The sequence below is a fragment of the Nonomuraea sp. NPDC050394 genome (genome assembly GCF_044459065.1).
Lineage (GTDB): Bacteria > Actinomycetota > Actinomycetes > Streptosporangiales > Streptosporangiaceae > Nonomuraea.
In genome coordinates, this window is record NZ_JBITIO010000017.1 from 188,337 (window position 1) to 207,377 (window position 19,041).

Here is a 19,041-nt window from a genome sequence, read left to right on the forward strand (position 1 = left end):
TGGGCGGCCAACAGTTGCGGTAACTACGTGCCACCGTCCTTCCATGTGCCTCAGCAAAGTCCGCGATTAGGGTCTTAATTACTGGCCAATAGTCGCGAATATTCAATACCCCGGCTTGAGGTGGCGCATTGATGGTTGGTGAGTCGAATCAGCTGGCTGGGATCGCCGTCGTCGGCATGTCCTGCAGGCTCCCTCAGGCTGCCGACCCGGCCCGGTTCTGGCACCTGCTGCGTGACGGAGTGGACGCGGTCACCCCGGCCCCCGAGGGCCGGTGGCCGAACGCCGCCGGTTACCGCTTCGGCGGATTCCTGGAGGATGTCGAGGGCTTCGACGCCGCGTTCTTCGGGATCTCCCCGAACGAGGCCGCGGCCATGGACCCGCACCAGCGCCTCGTGCTGGAGCTGGCCTGGGAGGCGCTGGAGAACGCGCGGGTGCTGCCCGCGGAGCTGCGCGGCAGCGCGGCGGGCGTGTTCCTGGGCGCGATCTCCAACGACTTCGCGTCGCTGGGAGCCGGTGGCCGGCACGGCTACACCGGCGCCAACCGGGCGATGATCGCCAACCGGGTCTCCTACCTGCTCGGTCTGCGCGGCCCGAGCCTCACCCTGGACGCCGGCCAGTCCTCCTCGCTCGTGGCCGTCCAGATGGCGTGCGAGAGCCTGCGCCGCGGCGAGATCGGCCTGGCCGTCGCCGGCGGCGTCAACCTCAACCTCCTGGGCGAGACCACCAACGCCATCGGCGAGTTCGGCGCGCTGTCACCCGACGGCCGCTGCCACACCTTCGACGCGCGGGCCAACGGCTACGTACGCGGCGAGGGCGGCGGGCTCGTCGTGCTCAAGCCCCTCGCCGCGGCCGTAACCGACCGGGACGTCATCCACGCGGTGATCCTGGGCGGCGCGGTCAACAACGACGGCGGCGGCGAGGGTTTGACCGTCCCCAGCAGCCGGGCGCAGGCCGAGGTCATCGAGTTGGCCTGCGCTCAGGCGGGGGTCGCGCCCGGTGCCGTGCAGTACGTGGAGCTTCACGGCACCGGGACCAAGGTCGGCGACCCGATCGAGGCCACCGCCCTCGGTTCCGTGTACGGCAAGGCCCGCCCGGCCACCGAGCCCCTGCTGGTCGGCTCGGTGAAGACCAACATCGGCCACCTGGAGGGCGCGGCGGGCATCGCCGGGCTGCTCAAGGTCGTGCTGAGCCTGAAGCACCGCGAGCTGCCCGCCAGCCTCCACTGCGAGACGCCCAACCCGGAGATCCCCTTCGACTCGCTGCGCCTGCGCGTCGTCCCCGAGACCCTCCCGTGGTCCGCGCGCCGCCTGGTCGCCGGCGTGAGCTCGTTCGGCATGGGCGGCACCAACTGCCACCTGCTCGTCACCGAGCCGCCGCGTCTCAGCATCGGCGGCTCCCGGCGTCCGCCCGCCCGCAAGGAGCCCGGCGGCGGCGCCCCCTGGGTGTTCTCCGCACGGTCCCCGGCCGCGCTGAAGGAGCTGGCCGGGCAACTCGCCGAGGTCGAGGCCGACCCGGCCGACGTGGCGTGGAGCCTGGTGCGCAGCCGCGCCGCCTTCGAGCATCGCGCGGTCGTCCTCGGCACCGCCAAGCGGGAGGCGCTGCGTGCGCTGGCCGGCGGCCTGCCGCACGACGCGGCCGTCACCGGCTCCGGCGCCGGGCGCACCGCCTTCGTCTTCCCCGGCCAGGGCGCCCAGTGGCCGAGCATGGCCCGTGAGCTGCTGTCGAGCTCGCCCGCCTTCGCCGAGAGGGTCGCCGAGTGCGCGCTCGCGCTCGCACCCTTCACCGACTACGACCTCATGGACGTGCTGCGCGAGAAGCCGGGCGCGCCCGGCCTCGACCGGGTGGACGTGGTCCAGCCCGCGCTGTGGGCCGTCATGACCGGCCTGGCCGCGCTCTGGCAGTCGCACGGCCTGCGTCCCGACCTGGTCATCGGACACTCCCAGGGCGAGATCGCCGCCGCGACCGCGGTCGGCGCCCTGTCCGCCCAGGACGCCGCCCGCGTCGTCGGGCTGCGCAGCAAGGCCATCGCCGGGATCGCCGGCAAGGGCGGCATGATGTCGCTGGCCGCGCCCCTCGGCGTGATCGAGAGCACGATGGCGCGCGTCTCCCGCCACCTGGCCGTCGCCGCCGTCAACGGGCCCACGTCCTTCGTCGTCTCCGGCCCTGACGAGGCGCTCGCCGAGCTGAAGTCCCGGCTGCCCGAGTACCGCAGCCGGATCATCCCGGTCAACTACGCCTCCCACTCCGCCGAGGTCGAGCAGGTCCGCGACGAGGTCCTCGCCGCCCTCTCCCCGGTACGGCCCGCCTCCACGTGCACCACCTTCGTCTCCACGCTCACCGGCCGCCCCATCGACACCGCCGAGCTGGACGCCTCCTACTGGTATGCCAGCCTGCGGCGGCCCGTCCGCTTCGGGCAGGCGGTCAGGGTCGCGCTTGAGCACGACGCCGGGGTGTTCGTGGAGTGCAGCCCGCACCCGGTGCTGGTGCCGGGGGTGAGCGAGACCGCCGAGGCCGCCGGGCGTGAGGTGGCCGCCGTCGGCACCCTGCGCCGCGACGACGGCGGGGCGGAGCGGGTCATGCGCTCGCTGGCCGAGGCCTATGCCGGGGGAGCCGAGGTCGACTGGGCCGGTCCCTGCGGGGGCGGGCGGCTGGTGGACCTGCCGACCTACCCGTTCCAGCGCCGTCGTCACCGGCTTGCCGTACCGGCGGAAGGTGCCCCGGCCGCGCGGGCGGCGCTCAACGGCGGGACGGCTCCGCACACATCAGACGAACCGGACGGCGCTCACCACCCGGACGGCGCTGCGGTCGCGGGCTTCACCGGGGATGTCCGGGAGCTGGTGCTGACCACGCTGGCCGGGCTGCTCGGGCACGAGGACGCCGCCGGGATCGAGCCCGCCAGGACGTTCAAGAACCTCGGCGTCGAGTCCGCCACCGCGCTGGACCTGCGCAACCGGCTGCGCTCGGCCACCGGGCTGCGGCTGCCGACGAGCCTGCTGTTCGACCACCCGACCCCGCAGAAGCTGATCGACCACCTGCGCGCGCTGCTGGCGCGGGAGGCGCCGCGGGCGGACGTCCAGGAGCGGGCCCACCTCGACGACGACCCGGTCGTGGTGGTCGGGATGGGCTGCCGGTATCCGGGTGGCGTGGCCTCGCCCGCCGACCTGTGGAAGCTGGTCAGCGAGGGGACCGACGCGATCACCGAGTTCCCGGCGAACCGGGGCTGGGACCTGGCGGCGCTGTTCGCCACCGGCCAGGACCGTTCGGGCACCAGCGACACCGGCCACGGCGGCTTCCTGCACGACGCCGACCGCTTCGACGCCGCCTTCTTCGGCATCAGCCCGCGCGAGGCCGCCGCCATGGACCCGCAGCAGCGGCTCCTGCTGGAGATCAGCTGGGAGGCGGTCGAGCGGGCCGGGATCGACCCGGCCGAGCTGCGTGACACGGCGACCGGGGTGTTCGTGGGCGCGATGGCGCCCGACTACGGTCCCCGGCTGCACCTGTCCGGCGGCGTCGCCGACGGCCACCTGCTCACCGGCACCGCGCTCAGCGTGGTCTCCGGGCGGATCGCGTACACGCTCGGCCTGCGCGGCCCGGCGCTCACCACGGACACGGCCTGCTCGTCGTCGCTGGTCTCGATCGTCCTCGCCACGCAGGCACTGCGCCGTGGCGAGTGCACGATGGCGCTGGCCGGCGGGGTGACCGTGATGTCCACGCCCGGCATGTTCGTGGAATTCAGCCGCCAGGGCGGGCTGGCCCGCGACGGCCGCTGCAAGGCCTTCTCCGCCGCCGCCGACGGTACCGGCTGGGCGGAGGGCGCCGGGATGCTCCTGCTGGAGCGCCTGTCCGACGCCCGCCGCAACGGCCACCCCGTGCTCGCCGTCATCAGGGGCGGCGCGGTCAACCAGGACGGCGCCAGCAACGGCCTCACCGCGCCCAGCGGGCTGGCCCAGCAGGCGGTCATGCGCCAGGCGCTGGCCGACGCCCGCCTCACCTCCGCCGACGTGGACGTCGTGGAGGCCCACGGCACCGGCACCACGCTCGGCGACCCGATCGAGGCCGAGTCCGTCATGTCGGTCTACGACGACGTGTGGCTCGGCTCGCTCAAGTCGAACCTCGGCCACACCCAGGCCGCAGCGGGAGTCGGCGGCGTCATCAAGATGGTGCAGGCTTTGGAGCACCGCGTGCTGCCGCGCACCCTGCACGCCGACGAGCCAAGCCCGCACGTGGACTGGTCGGCGGGGAACGTCAAGCTGCTGACCTCGCCCGTGGACCTGCCCGAGGGCCGCACGCTGCGGGCCGCGGTCTCCAGCTTCGGCATCAGCGGCACCAACGCGCACCTGATCATCGAACAGGCCCCCGCCGCCCCAGAACATCACGCCCCCGAGCCCGCGCCGCCGTCCGGTCAGGAGCTTCTGGCCTGGGTGGTGTCGGCCAGGTCCGAGAGCGCGCTGCGCGCCCAGGCCGCCCGGCTGCGCGAGGTCGCCGCCGAGGCGTCCGACCTGGCCGCCGCCGGACGGGCGCTGGCCAGGAAGGCCGGGTTCGCCTACCGCGCCGTCGTGGTCGCCCGCGAGCGCGGAGAACTGCTCGCCGCCCTGGACGCGCTGGCGGAAGGCGTCCCGCACGCCGCGCTCGTGAGCGGCGTCGCGGACAGGGACGTCCAGCCGGTCTTCGTCTTCCCCGGCCAGGGCTCGCAGTGGGCCGGGATGGCCGTCGAACTGCTGGACTCCGACGAGGTCTTCCGCATCGAGCTGCGCCGCTGCGACGCGGCGCTCAGGGCGCACACCGGCTGGTCCGTCGAGGACGCGCTGCGCGCCGAGGGCAAGCTGGAGGGCTCCGACGTCATCCAGCCGGTGCTGTTCGCGGTGATGGTGGCGCTGGCGAAGGTGTGGCGTTCGCTGGGCGTCGAGCCGTCGGCGGTCGTCGGGCACTCGCAGGGCGAGATCATCGCCGCCTGCGTGGCCGGCGCCCTGACGCTGGAGGACGCGGCCAAGGTCGTGGTTCTGCGCAGCCGGGCGCTGACGCGGCTCGGGGACCGGGGCGGCATGGTCGCCCTGCCGGTCCCGGCCGGGCGGGGGCGCGAGCTGATCGAGCCGTGGGCGGGCCGCCTTTGGCTTGCCGTACACAGTGGGCCGGAGAGTTGCGTGATCGGCGGGGACGCCGACGCGCTGGAGGAGTTCACCGCCGCGCACGGTGAGAGCCTGAACGCCCGGCGGGTCGCGATCGGCTACGCCGCGCACACCCCGCACATCGAGGCGCTGCGCGAGGAGATCCTCTCCGCGCTCGACGGCATCAGGCCGCGCGCCGGCGAGGTCGCCTTCTGCTCCTCCTACGCGGGCGGCCCGGTGGAGCACGCCGAGCTGACCGCCGAGTACTGGTACACGAGCCTGCGCAACCCCGTCCGTTTCCAGGAGGCCGTGGAGTCGTTCGCGGGGACGCCGCTGTTCGTCGAGACCAGCCCGCACCCGGTGCTGACCGGCCACGTCCAGGACACGCTGACCGCCGCGGGCCGCCCCGGCGGCGCCACCGGCACGCTGCGGCGCGGCGACGGCGGGCGCGCCCGCCTGCTCACCGCGCTGGCCCAGGCCCACGTCCTGGGCGCCTCCGTCGACTGGCCCGCCGCCTTGGGCGCCGGCCCCCTCGCCGAACTGCCCACCTACCCCTTCGAGCGGCAGCGCTACTGGCTCGACGGTACGGCCGGCGGCACCGACGTGTCCGCCACCGGCCTGGACGCCGCCCGCCACCCGCTGCTCGGCGCGGCAGTCCCGCTGGCCGCCGGCGACGGGCACCTGCTGACCGGCAGGCTCTCGCTCGCCGCCACCCCGTGGCTGGCCGACCACGCCGTGGACGGCACGGTCCTGCTGCCCGGCACCGCGTTCGTGGAGCTGGCCCTGGAGGCCGCCGCCACCGTGGGCGCCGCGACCGTCGAGGACCTGACGCTGGAGGCTCCGCTGCGCCTGACCGCCACGGAGGCGGTCCAGATCCAGCTGGCCGTCGGCGCCTCCGACGAGGGCGGCCACCGCGACCTGTCCGTCCACGCCCGCCCGGCGGGCGATCCCGACGCCCCGTGGACGCGCCACGCGACCGGCACACTGTCGGACGGCACACCCGCCGCATCCGGCGGACCGGGCACGGCCGAGCCGCTGACCGCCTGGCCCCCGGCCGACGCCACAGGCGTGGACCTCGACGACGCCTACGAGCGCCTGGCCGAGCGCGGCTACGGCTACGGCCCCGCCTTCCAGGGCCTGCGCGCCGCCTGGCGCGCGGGCACGGACGCCTACGTCGAGGTGGACCTGCCCGAGCACGTCAGCGAGGGCGCCGACCGGTTCACCCTGCACCCCGCTCTGCTCGACGCCGCGCTCCACCTGCTGGTGCTCGACGCCGCGGGCGAGCCGGGCACGCTGCTGCTGCCGTTCTCGTGGAGCGGCGTGCACGCGAGCACCGGCGGCGCGCGTACCCTCCGCGTACGGCTGGCCCCCCAAGGCCAGGACCGCCACGCCCTGACCGTCTACGACGTGTCCGGCGCCCCGATCGCCACGGCCGAATCGCTGACCCTGCGCGCGGTCCCGCGCACCGGCGCCGCCCCGTCCGCCGAGACCTACGGCGTCGACTGGACCGAGCTGCCCGAGCCCGGACGCGGCGACGTCACCTGGGCCACGGTCGGCTACGACGCCTTCGCCGACGAGGCCGGCGGGCAGCGTTACTACGACCTGGCCTCGCTGGCCGAGATGAGCGTGGACGCGCCGCGGGCGGTGCTCGTCCCGTTCGAGCCGGACGCCGATGACCTGCCCTACTCCGTGCACGACGCCCTCTACCAGGCCCTCGACCTCGTGCAGGGCTGGGTGGGCGACGAGCGGTTCTGGCAGTCCCGGATGGTCTTCGTGACCAGGGGACCCGCGGTCGTCACCGGCCCCCTGTGGGGACTGGTGCGCTCCGCCCAGGCCGAGCACCCCGGCCGCTTCGCGCTGGCCGACGTGGACGCGGGCTTCACCGACTGGGGACTGCTGGCCGCCACCGACGAGCCCCAGTTGCGGGTGCGCGGCGGCAGCCTTCAGGTTCCCCGCCTGACCCGACGGACCGGGGGTCCGGCGGGCGCGAAGCCGGCGAACCCGGGCACGGCGGACCCGGGCTCGCCGGCCCCCGCTCCCGCTTCCGACCCCGCTTCCGACCGCGCTCCCGCTTCCGCTTCCGACCGTGCGCCGACGGGTGCTCTCGCGGGCACGCTGGCCGGGGGGACCGTGCTGGTCACCGGCGGCACGGGTGCGCTGGGCGGGCTGGTGGCCGAACGGCTGGCCGCGCGGCACGGCGTGCGCGACCTGGTGCTGGTCTCCAGGAGCGGCCCGAGCGCGCCGGGCGCGGCCGAGCTGACCGGGCGGCTGGAGTCGCTGGGCGCCCGCGTCACGATCGCCGCGTGCGACGTCTCCGACCGGGACGCGCTGGGCAGGCTGGTCGCCGGGATTCCCGAGCTGGGCGGGGTCGTGCACACGGCCGCCGTCCTGGACGACGCGACGGTCTCCGGGCTGTCGGCCACGCAGCTCGACACCGTGCTCGCGCCCAAGGCGGACGCCGCGTGGCGGCTGCACGAGCTGGCCGGGGACCGTCCGCTGATCCTGTTCTCCTCGGTGGCCGGCGTGATCGGCACCGCGGGGCAGGCCAACTACGCCGCCGCCAACGCCTTCCTCGACGCCCTCGCCGAGCACCGCCACGCCCTGGGGCTGCCCGCGGTGTCGGTGGCCTGGGGCGCGTGGGAGACGGGGATGGCCGGTGAGCTGTCCGGCGCCGACGTCGCGCGGATGTCGCGCGCCGGTGTCGCCGCCCTCACCGCCGAGCAGGGTCTCGACCTCTTCGACGCCGTCCTGACCGCGCCGGCCGCCGAGGCCGTGGTCGTGGCGGCCCGGTGGGACGCCGCGGCGCTGCGGCAGCGGGCCGAGGCGGGGGAGCTCGCCTCGATCCTGCGCGGGCTGGTGCGCGCGCCCCGCCGTACCGCGGAGAAGGGTGGTTCCGCGAGGAACGGTACGGCTCCCGCGGCCGGGCCGGTGGCGCTGGTCGAGCGGCTGGCCGTCATGGGCGGGCCGGACGCGCGCAACCACCTGACCGGCCTGGTCCGCTCGCACGTGGCGGCGGTGCTCGGCCACGGCGGCGCCGACCACGTCGGCGTGGACAAGTCGTTCAACGAACTGGGCTTCGACTCGCTCACCGCGGTCGAGCTGCGCAACCGGCTCAACGCCGACACCGGGCTGCGGCTGCCGGCGACGCTCGTCTTCGATCACCCGACGGTCAGCGCGCTGGCCGAGCACCTGTTCCAGTCCCTGGCCCCGCAGACGCCCTCGCCCGAGGACACGCTGCGCGGCGCGGTGGAGAAGGTCGAGTCGATGCTGCTGGCGGCCAACGGGGAGGGCGAGGGGATCAAGGGACGGCTGGTGGCCATCCTGCAGAGCGCCCTCACCCGGTTCGGCAGCAGTGGCACCGCGGCGAACGGCGCCGCCGAGAAGATCGTTTCGGCCTCCGACGAGGAGATCTTCGCCTTGATCGACAACCGGAGCATGGCGGAAGGACCCGATCATGGCAACTGAGGAAAAGCTCCGCGATTACCTTAAGCGGGCCACGGTCGAACTCGCCGAGACCAGGCAGCGCCTGGCGGACGCGCAGGCGCGCAGCCACGAGCCGATAGCGATCGTGGGCATGGCCTGCCGCTATCCGGGCGGCGTGTCCAGCCCGGAGGAGCTGTGGGACCTGGTCAGGTCCGGTGTGGACGCGATCGGTGAGTTCCCCGCCGACCGAGGCTGGGACGAGGACGTCTACGACCCGGACCCGGAGGCACCCGGCAAGTCCTACACCAGGCACGGCGGCTTCGTGCACGACGTGGCGAGCTTCGACGCCGGCTTCTTCGGGATCAGCCCGCGCAACGCGCTGGCCACGGACCCGCAGCAGCGGTTGTTCCTGGAGGCGTCGTGGGAGGCGTTCGAGCGGGCCGGGATCGACCCGGCGACGCTGCGCGGCAGCCGTACCGGGGTCTACGCGGGGTGCATGTACAACGACTACTCGGTCAGGTTCACCCACGGCGCGATCCCGCAGTCGGTCGAGGGCCTGCTGCTGACCTCCAGCACGCCGAGTGTCCTGTCGGGGCGGGTGTCCTACACGTTCGGTCTTGAGGGTCCGTCGATCTCGGTGGACACCGCCTGCTCCTCCTCGCTGGTGGCCATCCACCTCGCGGTACGCGCGCTGCGCGACGGCGAGTGCGGGATGGCGCTGGCCGGGGGCGTGACGGTGCTGGTGCCGCCGGACACGTTCGTGGAGTTCTCCAAGCAGCGGGGGCTGTCGCCCGACGGGCGGTGCAAGTCGTTCTCCTCGACCGCGGACGGGGTGGCGTGGGGCGAGGGCGCCGGGGTGCTGCTGCTGGAGCGTCTGTCGGACGCGCGCCGCAACGGCCGGCGGATCCTCGCGGTCATCCGCGGCAGCGCGGTCAACCAGGACGGCGCCAGCAACGGCATGACCGCCCCGAGCGGGCCCGCCCAGGAGCGCGTGATCGCGCAGGCGTTGTCCGACGCCCGGCTGACCACGGCGGACGTGGACGTGGTCGAGGCGCACGGGACCGGCACCAAGCTGGGCGACCCGATCGAAGCACAGGCCATTTTGTCCACATATGGACGTAATCGTGCGGCGGATCGGCCCCTGTGGCTCGGCTCGGTGAAGTCGAACATCGGACACGCCCAGGCCGCCGCCGGAGTGGCCGGCGTGATCAAGGCCGTGATGGCGCTGCGGAACCGCGTCATGCCGCCCACCCTGCACGTGGCCGAGCCGACCCCGCACGTGGACTGGTCGGCGGGCGCGGTCAACCTGCTCACCGAGGCCCGCGAGTGGACGCCGCACGACAAGCGGCCCCGCCGCGCGGGCGTCTCGGCCTTCGGCATCAGCGGCACCAACGCCCACGCCGTCCTGGAGGAGTACACCCAGGAGCCCGCCGTCCCCGCCACCGGTCAGGCCGGTCACGGCCCGCTGGTCTGGGCGCTCAGCGCGCAGACGGCCACGTCGCTGCGCGGGCAGGCAGCCAGGCTGCGTGACTTCGTGCTGGACCGGCCCGAGACCGGCGCCCGGGACGTCGCCCACTCGCTGGTCACACGCCGCGCCGCCTTCACGCACCGCGTCGCCGTACTCGGGGGAGACCGTGAGGCGCTGCTGGCCGGGCTCGGCGGGCACCTGCGCGGCGAGGCCCCGGCCGAGGTCGTGGAAGGGCAGGCCAAGGAGCACCTCAAGCTGGCCTACCTGTTCACCGGCCAGGGCGGCCAGCGGCACGGGATGGGCCGCGAGCTGTACGCCGCCTTCCCCGCCTTCGCCAAGGCGCTCGACGAGGTCTGCGCCGAGCTGGACCGCCACCTCGACCGCCCGCTGCGCGAGGTGATGTGGGCCGAGCCCGGCACCCCCGAGGCCAAGCTGCTCAACGAGACCTCCTACACGCAGCCCGCGCTGTTCGCCTTCGAGGTCGCCGCCTTCCGGCTGCTGGAGTCGCTCGGCGTACACCCCGGCATCGTCGCGGGCCACTCGGTGGGCGAGTTCGCCGCCGCCTACGCCGCGGGCGTCTGGTCGCTGCCCGACGCCGCCCGGCTGATCGCCGCCCGCGGCCGCCTCATGCAGGGACTCGACACGCCGGGCGCGATGGTCGCGATCGAGGCCACGGCCAAGGAGATCGCCTCGTCGCTGGCCGGGCAGGAGCACCTGATCGGCGTCGCCGCCGTCAACGGGCCCAAGAGCGTGGTCGTCTCCGGCGAGGTGGCCGCCTGTCTCGCGCTCGCCGAGCACTGGTCGGACCTCGGCCGGCGCATCCACCGCCTCGCCGTCAGCCACGCCTTCCACTCGCCGCTCATGGAGCCGATGCTGGCCCCCTTCGCCGCCGTGCTGGAGGACGTCGAGTTCGCCGAGCCGAAGCTGGAGTTCGCCACCAACCTCAACGGCGGCTCGTGGGCCGACCGCGAGTACTGGCTGGCCCAGATCCGCCGCGCGGTCCAGTTCCAGGCCATGATCGAGCGGCTGGACTCGCTCGGCGCCGACGCCTACCTGGAGATCGGCCCGCAGGCGGTGCTCGCCGGGATGACCCACGACTGCCTGGACGGCCGCGAGGCCGCCGTCCTGACGCTCAGCCGCCGCAAGCGCCCGGAGGCCGACGCCCTCGTCACCTGCCTCGCGCAGGCCTGGGTGATCGGCGCCCGCGTCGAGTGGCCCGAGCTGACCGGCTCCGGCGCCCCGGTCGACCTGCCCACCTACGCCTTCGACCGCGAGCGCTTCTGGCTCGACCCGCCCGCCCGCGTCGCCGACCTGTCCGCGACCGGCCTGCGCGAGGTCACCCACCCGCTGCTGAGCGCCGCGCTCGACGTGGCCGGCGACGGCGCGAGCGTGCTCACCGGCCGCCTCTCGCTGTCCGACTCGCCCTGGCTGGCCGACCACGCCGTCAACGGCGCCGCCGTACTGCCCGGCGCTGCCTTCGCCGACCTGCTGCTGGAAGCCGGCGGCCAGATCGAGGAACTGGTCTTCGAGGCGCCGCTCATGCTCACCGAGCGCGGCGGCGTGACCGTCCAGATCGTCGCGGACCCCCCCGACGACCAAGGTGTACGGCAGGCCCGCGTCCACTCCCGCCCCGTGGCGGATCCCGACGCCCCCTGGACCCGCCACGTGCGCGCCACCCTGTCACCGGAGCCCGCGGCCCCCGCCGCCTGCGACTGGGCGGAGACCTGGCCCCCGCCGGGCGCCGAGCCGGTCGAGGTGGCCTACGGCCCGCTGGCCGACGCGGGCTACGAGTACGGGCCCGCCTTCCAGGGCGTGCGCGCGCTGTGGCGCTCGGGCGACGAGCTGTTCGCCGACGTGGCCGTGGGTGAACTCGACGTGGCCGGCCACTGGATTCACCCGGCGCTGTTCGACGCGATGTTCCACGTGCTGCTGATCGGCGCGCCCTCGGCGGAGCTGCGGCTGCCGTTCGAGTTCCGCGGCGTGCGGCTGGTGAGCCCGGGGGCGACGGCGCTGCGGGTGCGGCTGCTGCGCGACGGCCAGGACGGCTGCTCGATCGAGGCGGCGGACGCCTCGGGCCTGCGGGTGTTCGCGCTGGAGTCCGCCCGCGTCCGCGCGGTCGCCGCGGGCGCGCTCGGCGGCCACTCGACCGGTCCCGCGCCCTACGGCCTGGACTGGGTGGAGGTCGCGCCGGCGGCCGATCCGGCCGGCGCGTTCACGGTGGTGCCGCTGGCCGAGGGCACGCCGCGCGAGCTGACCGCACGGGCGCTGGCTGCGATGGCCGGGGAAGAGCGCCTGGTGGTGTTCGCGCCGCGTGGCCTGGACGCCGCGGTGGTCCGGGGCCTGGTGCGGACGGCGCAGACCGAGCAGCCGGGCCGGTTCGTCCTGGCCGACGTGCCGGACGGGTTCGCGGACTGGGAGCGGGTGCTGGCGACCGGCGCGCCGGAGGTGCGGGTGCGCGACGGCAAGGTGCTGGCCCCCCGCCTGGCGCGCCGGACCGTGGAAGGGCCGGTCACGCTCGGCTCCGGCACGGTCCTGGTCACCGGCGGGACCGGCGACCTGGGCGGCCTGATCTCCCGTCATCTGGTCGAGCGGCATGGGGTGCGCGATCTGGTGCTCCTGTCGCGGCGTGGCCCCGGCGCGCCGGGGGCCGGGGAGCTGCGCGCGGAGCTCGAAGGGCTGGGCGCGCGGGTGGAGGTGCTGGCCTGCGACGTGGCCGACCGACAGGCGCTGGCCGCGGTCGTGAACGGGATCGCGGACCTGACCGGTGTGGTGCACACGGCGGGGGTTCTGGATGACGCCACGATCGAGGGGCTGACGCCGGAGCGGATCGACCGGGTCTTCGCCCCCAAGCTGGATGCCGCCCATCACCTGCACGAGCTGACCAAGGACCGCGACCTCAAGGTCTTCGTCCTCTTCTCCTCGCTGGCCGGGATCCTCGGCAACGCCGGCCAGGGCAACTACGCCGCCGCCAACACCTACCTCGACGCGCTGGCCGAGCAGCGCGCCGCCGAGGGACTGCGCGCCGTCTCCATCGCCTGGGGACTCTGGGACGGCGGCATGGGCGGCGCGCTCACCGACCTGGAGATCGCCAGGCTCGCCCGCGCCGGTGTCGCCCCGCTCGGGGTCGAGCACGGGCTGGCCCTGTTCGACGCCGCACTGGCCGGGGACGAGCCGGTGGTCGTGGCGGCCCGCTGGGACATGGTCGGGCTGCGCGCCAGAGCCGAGGACGGCATGCTGCCGCCTCTGTTCAGGGGGATGGTGCGGGCGCCGCGCCGTACCTCGGCGCAGAAGAAGGGGACGGGGCGGCTCACCGAGCGGCTCGCGGCGCTGACGGAGTCCGAGGCGATGCGGCTGCTCACCACGACGGTCCGCGGCCACGTGGCCGCGGTGCTCGCCCACGCCAGCGCCGACCACATCGACGTGGACAGCGCGTTCAACCAGCTCGGGTTCGACTCGCTCACCGCGGTCGAGCTGCAGAACCGGCTCAACGCCGAGACCGGCCTGCGGCTGCCCGCGACGCTCGTGTTCGACCACCCGACGGTCTCGGCGCTGGCCAAGTACCTGCACGAGACCCTGGCACCCGCCACGCCGTCGCCCGAGGACCTGTTGCGCGGGGTCCTGGAACGGGTCGGCTCCATGATCACCACCGCCAAGGACAACGGCGAGGACATCCGCGGCCGCCTGGTCGCCGTGCTGCAGAGCGGCCTGACCAGGTTCGGGGGCACCGCGAGCAATGACGACGAGGGCGTCGACATCGACACCGCCTCCGATGAGGAGATCTTCGCACTCATCGACAAGGAACTGTGAACCATGACAGGAAAGGCCCGAGCGATGGGTACCGAGGACAAGCTCCGCGACTATCTCAAGCGCGCCACCGTCGAACTGGCGGAGACCCGCAGGCGCCTGACCGAGGACGAGAGCCGTCGCCACGAGCCCATCGCCATCGTGGGCATGGCCTGCCACTTCCCCGGCGGCGTCAGCAGCCCCGAGGAACTGTGGGAGCTCGTGCGCTCCGGCCGCGACGCCATCGGGGACTTCCCCGACGACCGCGGCTGGAACCTCGATGACCTGTACGACCCCGACCCCGACGCGATCGGCAAGAGCTACACGCGCAACGGCGGCTTCATCCCCGACGCGTTCGACTTCGACGCCGCGTTCTTCGGCATCAGCCCGCGCCACGCGCTCGGCACCGATCCGCAGCACCGGCTGTTCCTCCAGGCCACCTGGGAGGCGTTCGAGGCGGCCGGGATCGACCCGGGGACGCTGCGCGGCAGCCGTACCGGCGTGTACGCGGGCGTGATGTACGAGCACTACTCCAACCGCTTCCTCGACGGCTCGCCAGAGGCGATCGAGGGCACGCTGTTCACCTCCTCCGTGGCCAGCGTGCTGTCCGGCCGCGTCTCCTACGTCTACGGCCTGGAGGGCCCGTCGATCTCGATCGACACCGCCTGCTCCTCCTCGCTGGTCGCCATCCACCTCGCCACCCAGGCGCTGCGCCGGGGCGAGTGCACGCTTGCCCTGGCCGGCGGCGTGACGCTGATGCCGTCACCGGTGCCGTTCGTGGAGTTCTCCCGCCAGCGGGCGCTGTCGCCCGACGGACGCTGCAAGGCGTTCTCCTCCACGGCCGACGGGGTGGCCTGGGCGGAGGGCGCCGGGGTGCTGCTGCTGGAGCGCCTGTCGGACGCGCGCCGCAACGGCCGCCGCATCCTGGCCGTCGTACGCGGCAGCGCGGTCAACCAGGACGGCGCCAGCAACGGCATGACCGCCCCGAGCGGACCCGCCCAGGAGCGCGTGATCGAGCAGGCGCTCGCCGACGCCCGCCTCGACCTCCACGACGTGGACGCGGTGGAGGCGCACGGCACCGGCACCACCCTCGGCGACCCGATCGAGGCGCACGCCCTGCTGGCCACCTACGGACGCAGGCGGCCGGCCGACCGGCCGCTCTGGCTGGGCTCGCTCAAGTCGAACCTCGGGCACGCCCAGGCGGCGGCAGGGGTCGGCGGCGTGATCAAGATGGTGAAGGCGCTGGAGCACCGGGTGCTGCCGCGCACCTTGCACGTGGCCGAGCCGACCCCGCACGTGGACTGGTCGCAGGGCGGCGTACGGGTGCTGACCGACGAGGTCGAGCTGCCCGAGGGCGAGCGCCCGCCGCGCGCCGGCGTCTCCAGCTTCGGCGTGAGTGGCACCAACGCGCACCTGATCCTGGAGCGCGGCCCCGACGAGGAGCCCGCCCCCGAGGCGGACGCGCCGCTGGTGTGGGTCGTGTCGGCCAAGACCGAGAGCGCGCTGCGCGCCCAGGCCGCCAGGCTGCGCGGGCGGGCCGCGACCGCGCCGCTCGCCGACCTGGCCGCCGCCGGCCCGGTGCTCGCCCGCCGGGCCAGGTTCGCCCACCGCGCCGTCGTGATCGCCGCGGACCGCCTCGAACTGCTCGCCGGCCTCGACGCGCTCGCGGACGGTGCCCCGCACCCCGCCGTCCTGGAGGGCGTCGCCGCCGCGGCCCGCACCATCTTCCTGTTCCCCGGCCAGGGATCACAGTGGCCGGGGATGGCCGTCAAGCTTCTCGAGGCCAGCGAGGTCTTCCGCGAGCGGCTGCGCGCGTGCGACGAGGCGCTCAAGCCGCACACCGGCTGGTCGGTGGAGGACGTGCTGCGCTCGGGCGAGAAGCTGACCGGCTCCGACGTCATCCAGCCCGTGCTGTTCGCGGTGATGGTCGCGCTGGCCGAGCTCTGGCGCTCGCTCGGCGTCGAGCCCGCCGCGGTCGTCGGCCACTCGCAGGGAGAGATCGCCGCGGCCTGCGTCGCCGGGGTCCTCTCGGTGGAGGACGCCGCCAGGATCGTCGCGCTGCGCAGCCGGGTCATCGTCGAGCGGCTCGGCGGCACCGGCGGCATGCTCTCCGTCGCGCTGCCGTCCGAGCGGGTCCGCGAGCTGGCCGCGCCGTACGAGGGACGGCTGTGGATCGCCGTGGACAGCGGGCCGGGCGGGTGCGTCGTCGCCGGTGACGTGGACGCGCTCGACGAGGTGGCCGCCGCCTGGGAGGAGCCCTACCGGGCGCGCAGGATCGCGGTGGACTACGCCTCGCACACGCCGCACATGGAGGTCCTGCGCGACGAGCTGCCCGCCCTTCTGGGCGAGGTACGGCCGGGCCGTACCGACATCGAGTTCTGCTCCTCGATGGCCGGGGACTTCATCGACACCGACCGGCTGACGGCCGGCTACTGGTTCGACAACGTGCGCAATCCGGTCCTGTTCCGGCAGGCGATCGGATCGGTCACCGGAGCGCCGCTGTTCGTCGAGGTGAGCCCGCACCCGGTGCTCCAGGCGGACGTGGCCGAGATGAACGAGTCCGCGGGCATCTGCGGCACCCTGCGCAAGGGCGCGGGCGACTGGCGGCGCTTCCTGACCGCGCTCGCCCAGGCGTTCGTGCTGGGCGCCGAGGTCGACTGGGCCGCCGCGCTCGCCGCCACTCCCTTCCGGCACGTGGACCTGCCGACCTACGCCTTCGACCGGCAGCGCTACTGGCTGGACGCCGGCGCGCGGGCGGGGCGCGTGCCCGGCGTGGACGGCTCCGAGCACCCGCTGCTGAACGCGGTCGTGCCGGTGGCCGACGGCGGGCTCGTGCTCAGCGGTCAGCTGTCCACCAAGGTCGCGCCCTGGCTGGCCGACCACGCGGTCGAGGGCGGCGTCCTGCTGCCCGGCGCCGCCTTCGCCGAACTGGCGCTCGAAGCGGCCGCCGCCGCGAGCTGCGAACTGGTCGAGGAACTCATCATCGAGGCGCCGCTGATCCTCACCGGAACCGCCCGCCTCCAGGTCGTCGTCTCCGCCGGGACCGACGGACGGCGCGGCATCACGATCTTCTCCGAGACCGGCGACGCCTGGGTCCGTCACGCCTCCGGCGCCCTGGCCGTCACCGGACCCGCCTCTCCCGGCTGGGCCGCCACCTGGCCTCCCGACGGCGCCCAGCCGGTGGAGGTGGCCTACGAGCGCCTGGCCGCCCAGGGCTACGAGTACGGGCCCGCCTTCCAGGGCGTGAACGCGATGTGGCGCGCGGGTGATGAGCTGTTCGCCGAGGTCAGCGCCCCCGACGGGGTGGACGTGACCGGGTTCGGCATCCACCCCGCGCTGCTGGACGCCTCCTTCCACCCGCTCGTGCTGGCGGCTGAGGAGGGCGCGCTGCGGCTGCCGTTCGCCTTCCGCGGCGTGCGCCTGTCGGCCGCACAGGCCTCCCTCCTGCGCGTACGGCTGACGCCGCGCGGCGCCGACGACGCCGGGATCGAGGCGGTGGACGCCGCCGGTCACCCGGTCTTCTCGATCGACTCCCTCCGCGTACGGCAGGCCGCACCCCGACCGGCCGCCGCCCAGGTGGCCCCGCACGGCCTGGACTGGGTGGAGGTCGCGCCCACGGCCGATCCGGCCGGCGCGTTCACGGTGGTGCCGCTGGCCGAGGGCACGCCGCGCGAGCTGACCGCCCGCGTTCTGGCGGCGGTGGCCGGCGAGGACCACCAGGTGGTGTTCGCACCGCGTGGCCTGGACGCCGCAGTGGTCCGGGGGCTGGTGCGGACGGCGCAGACCGAGCAGCCGGGCCGGTTCGTCCTGGCCGATGTCCCGGACGGGTTCGCGGACTGGGAGCGGGTGCTGGCGACCGGCGAGCCGGAGGTGCGGGTGCGCGACGGCAAGCTGTTCGCCCCGCGCGTGGCCCGCAGAACCGCCGGGGAACCGGAGCCCATCGGTTCCGGCACGGTCCTGGTCACCGGCGGGACCGGCGGCCTGGGCGGTCTGATCTCCCGTCATCTGGTCGAGCGGCATGGGGTGCGCGATCTGGTGCTCCTGTCGCGGCGCGGCCCCGGCGCGCCGGGGGCCGGGGAGCTGCGCGCGGAGCTCGAAGGGCTGGGCGCGCGGGTCGAGGTGCTGGCCTGTGACGTGGCCGACCGACAGGCGCTGGCCGCGGTGGTGAACGGGATCGCGGATCTGACCGGTGTGGTGCACACGGCGGGGGTTCTGGATGACGCCACGATCGAGGGGCTGACGCCGGAGCGGATCGACCGGGTCTTCGCCCCCAAGCTGGACGCGGCCCATCACCTGCACGAGCTGACCAAGGACCGCGACCTCAAGGTCTTCGTGCTCTTCTCCTCGCTGGCCGGGATCCTCGGCAACGCCGGTCAGGGCAACTACGCCGCCGCCAACACCTACCTCGACGCACTGGCCGAACTGCGCAGGGACGAGGGGCTGCCGGCCGTCTCCATCGCCTGGGGACTCTGGGACACCTCCACCGACCTGACCGGCGGGCTCAGCGCCGCCGATCGGGGCAGGCTGGCCCGCTCCGGCGTCGCCCCGCTCGACTCCACTCAGGGGCTGGAGTTGCTGGACGCGGCGCTGGCCACCGACGAGGCGGTGGTCGTGGCGGTGCGCTGGGACACCGCCGGGCTTCGGGCCAGGGCGGAGAACGACGACCTTCCCGCGATGCTGCGCGGGCTGGTGCGCGGGCCCCGCCGTACCGCGTCGAACGTGACGGTCGCGGGCGGGCTGGCCGAGCGGCTGGCGGCGCTCCCGCACACCGAGAGCCTGCGCCTGCTGACCGCCACCGTCCGCGCGCACGTCGCGGCCGTGCTCGCCCACGCCAGCCCTGACCAGATCGACGTCGGCACCGCCTTCAGCCAGCTCGGGTTCGACTCGCTCACCGCGGTCGAGCTGCGCAACCGGCTCAACGCGGAGACCGGCCTGCGGCTGCCCGCGACGCTCGTCTTCGACCACCCGACCGTGACCTCCCTGGCCGACTACCTGTTCCGCACGCTCGCGCCCAAGACGCCGTCGCCCGAGGACGTGCTGGAAAGCGCCCTGGAGCGCGTCGAGGCCATGCTCACCAGCGCCAACGGGGAGGGCGAGGCCATCCGCGGCCGGCTCGTCCCGATCCTGCAGACCGCCCTCGCCCGGTACGGCGCGGGCCAGAACGACGCCGACGGCATGGTCGAGAAGATCGACGCCGCCTCCGATGAGGAGATCTTCGCGCTCATCGACAACGAACTGTGAACCCATGACTCCCGTTACCGG

The 19,041-nt window shown here is 74.5% G+C and carries 3 protein-coding genes; all 3 read left to right on the forward strand.

The features are described from left to right. Nucleotides 1-131: 131 nt before the first annotated feature. Genes ACIBKY_RS45525 through ACIBKY_RS45535 form a run of 3 tightly spaced genes read left to right on the forward strand, consistent with a single transcriptional unit; the run spans nt 132 to nt 19,020 of the window. Nucleotides 132-8,570, forward strand: coding sequence for an SDR family NAD(P)-dependent oxidoreductase (locus ACIBKY_RS45525; protein WP_397107242.1), 8,439 nt, complete (start codon nt 132-134; stop codon nt 8,568-8,570). Then, a complete protein-coding gene (locus ACIBKY_RS45530; protein ID WP_397107244.1) occupies nt 8,560-13,803 on the forward strand; it encodes a type I polyketide synthase in 5,244 nt (1,747 codons plus the stop codon). Before ACIBKY_RS45525 ends, ACIBKY_RS45530 begins: the two co-directional genes overlap by 11 nt. 24 nt (nt 13,804-13,827) lie before the next feature. Further along, entirely contained in the window at nt 13,828-19,020 is a 5,193-nt protein-coding gene (locus tag ACIBKY_RS45535; protein WP_397107246.1) for an SDR family NAD(P)-dependent oxidoreductase, read from the forward strand. Nucleotides 19,021-19,041: the final 21 nt, after the last annotated feature.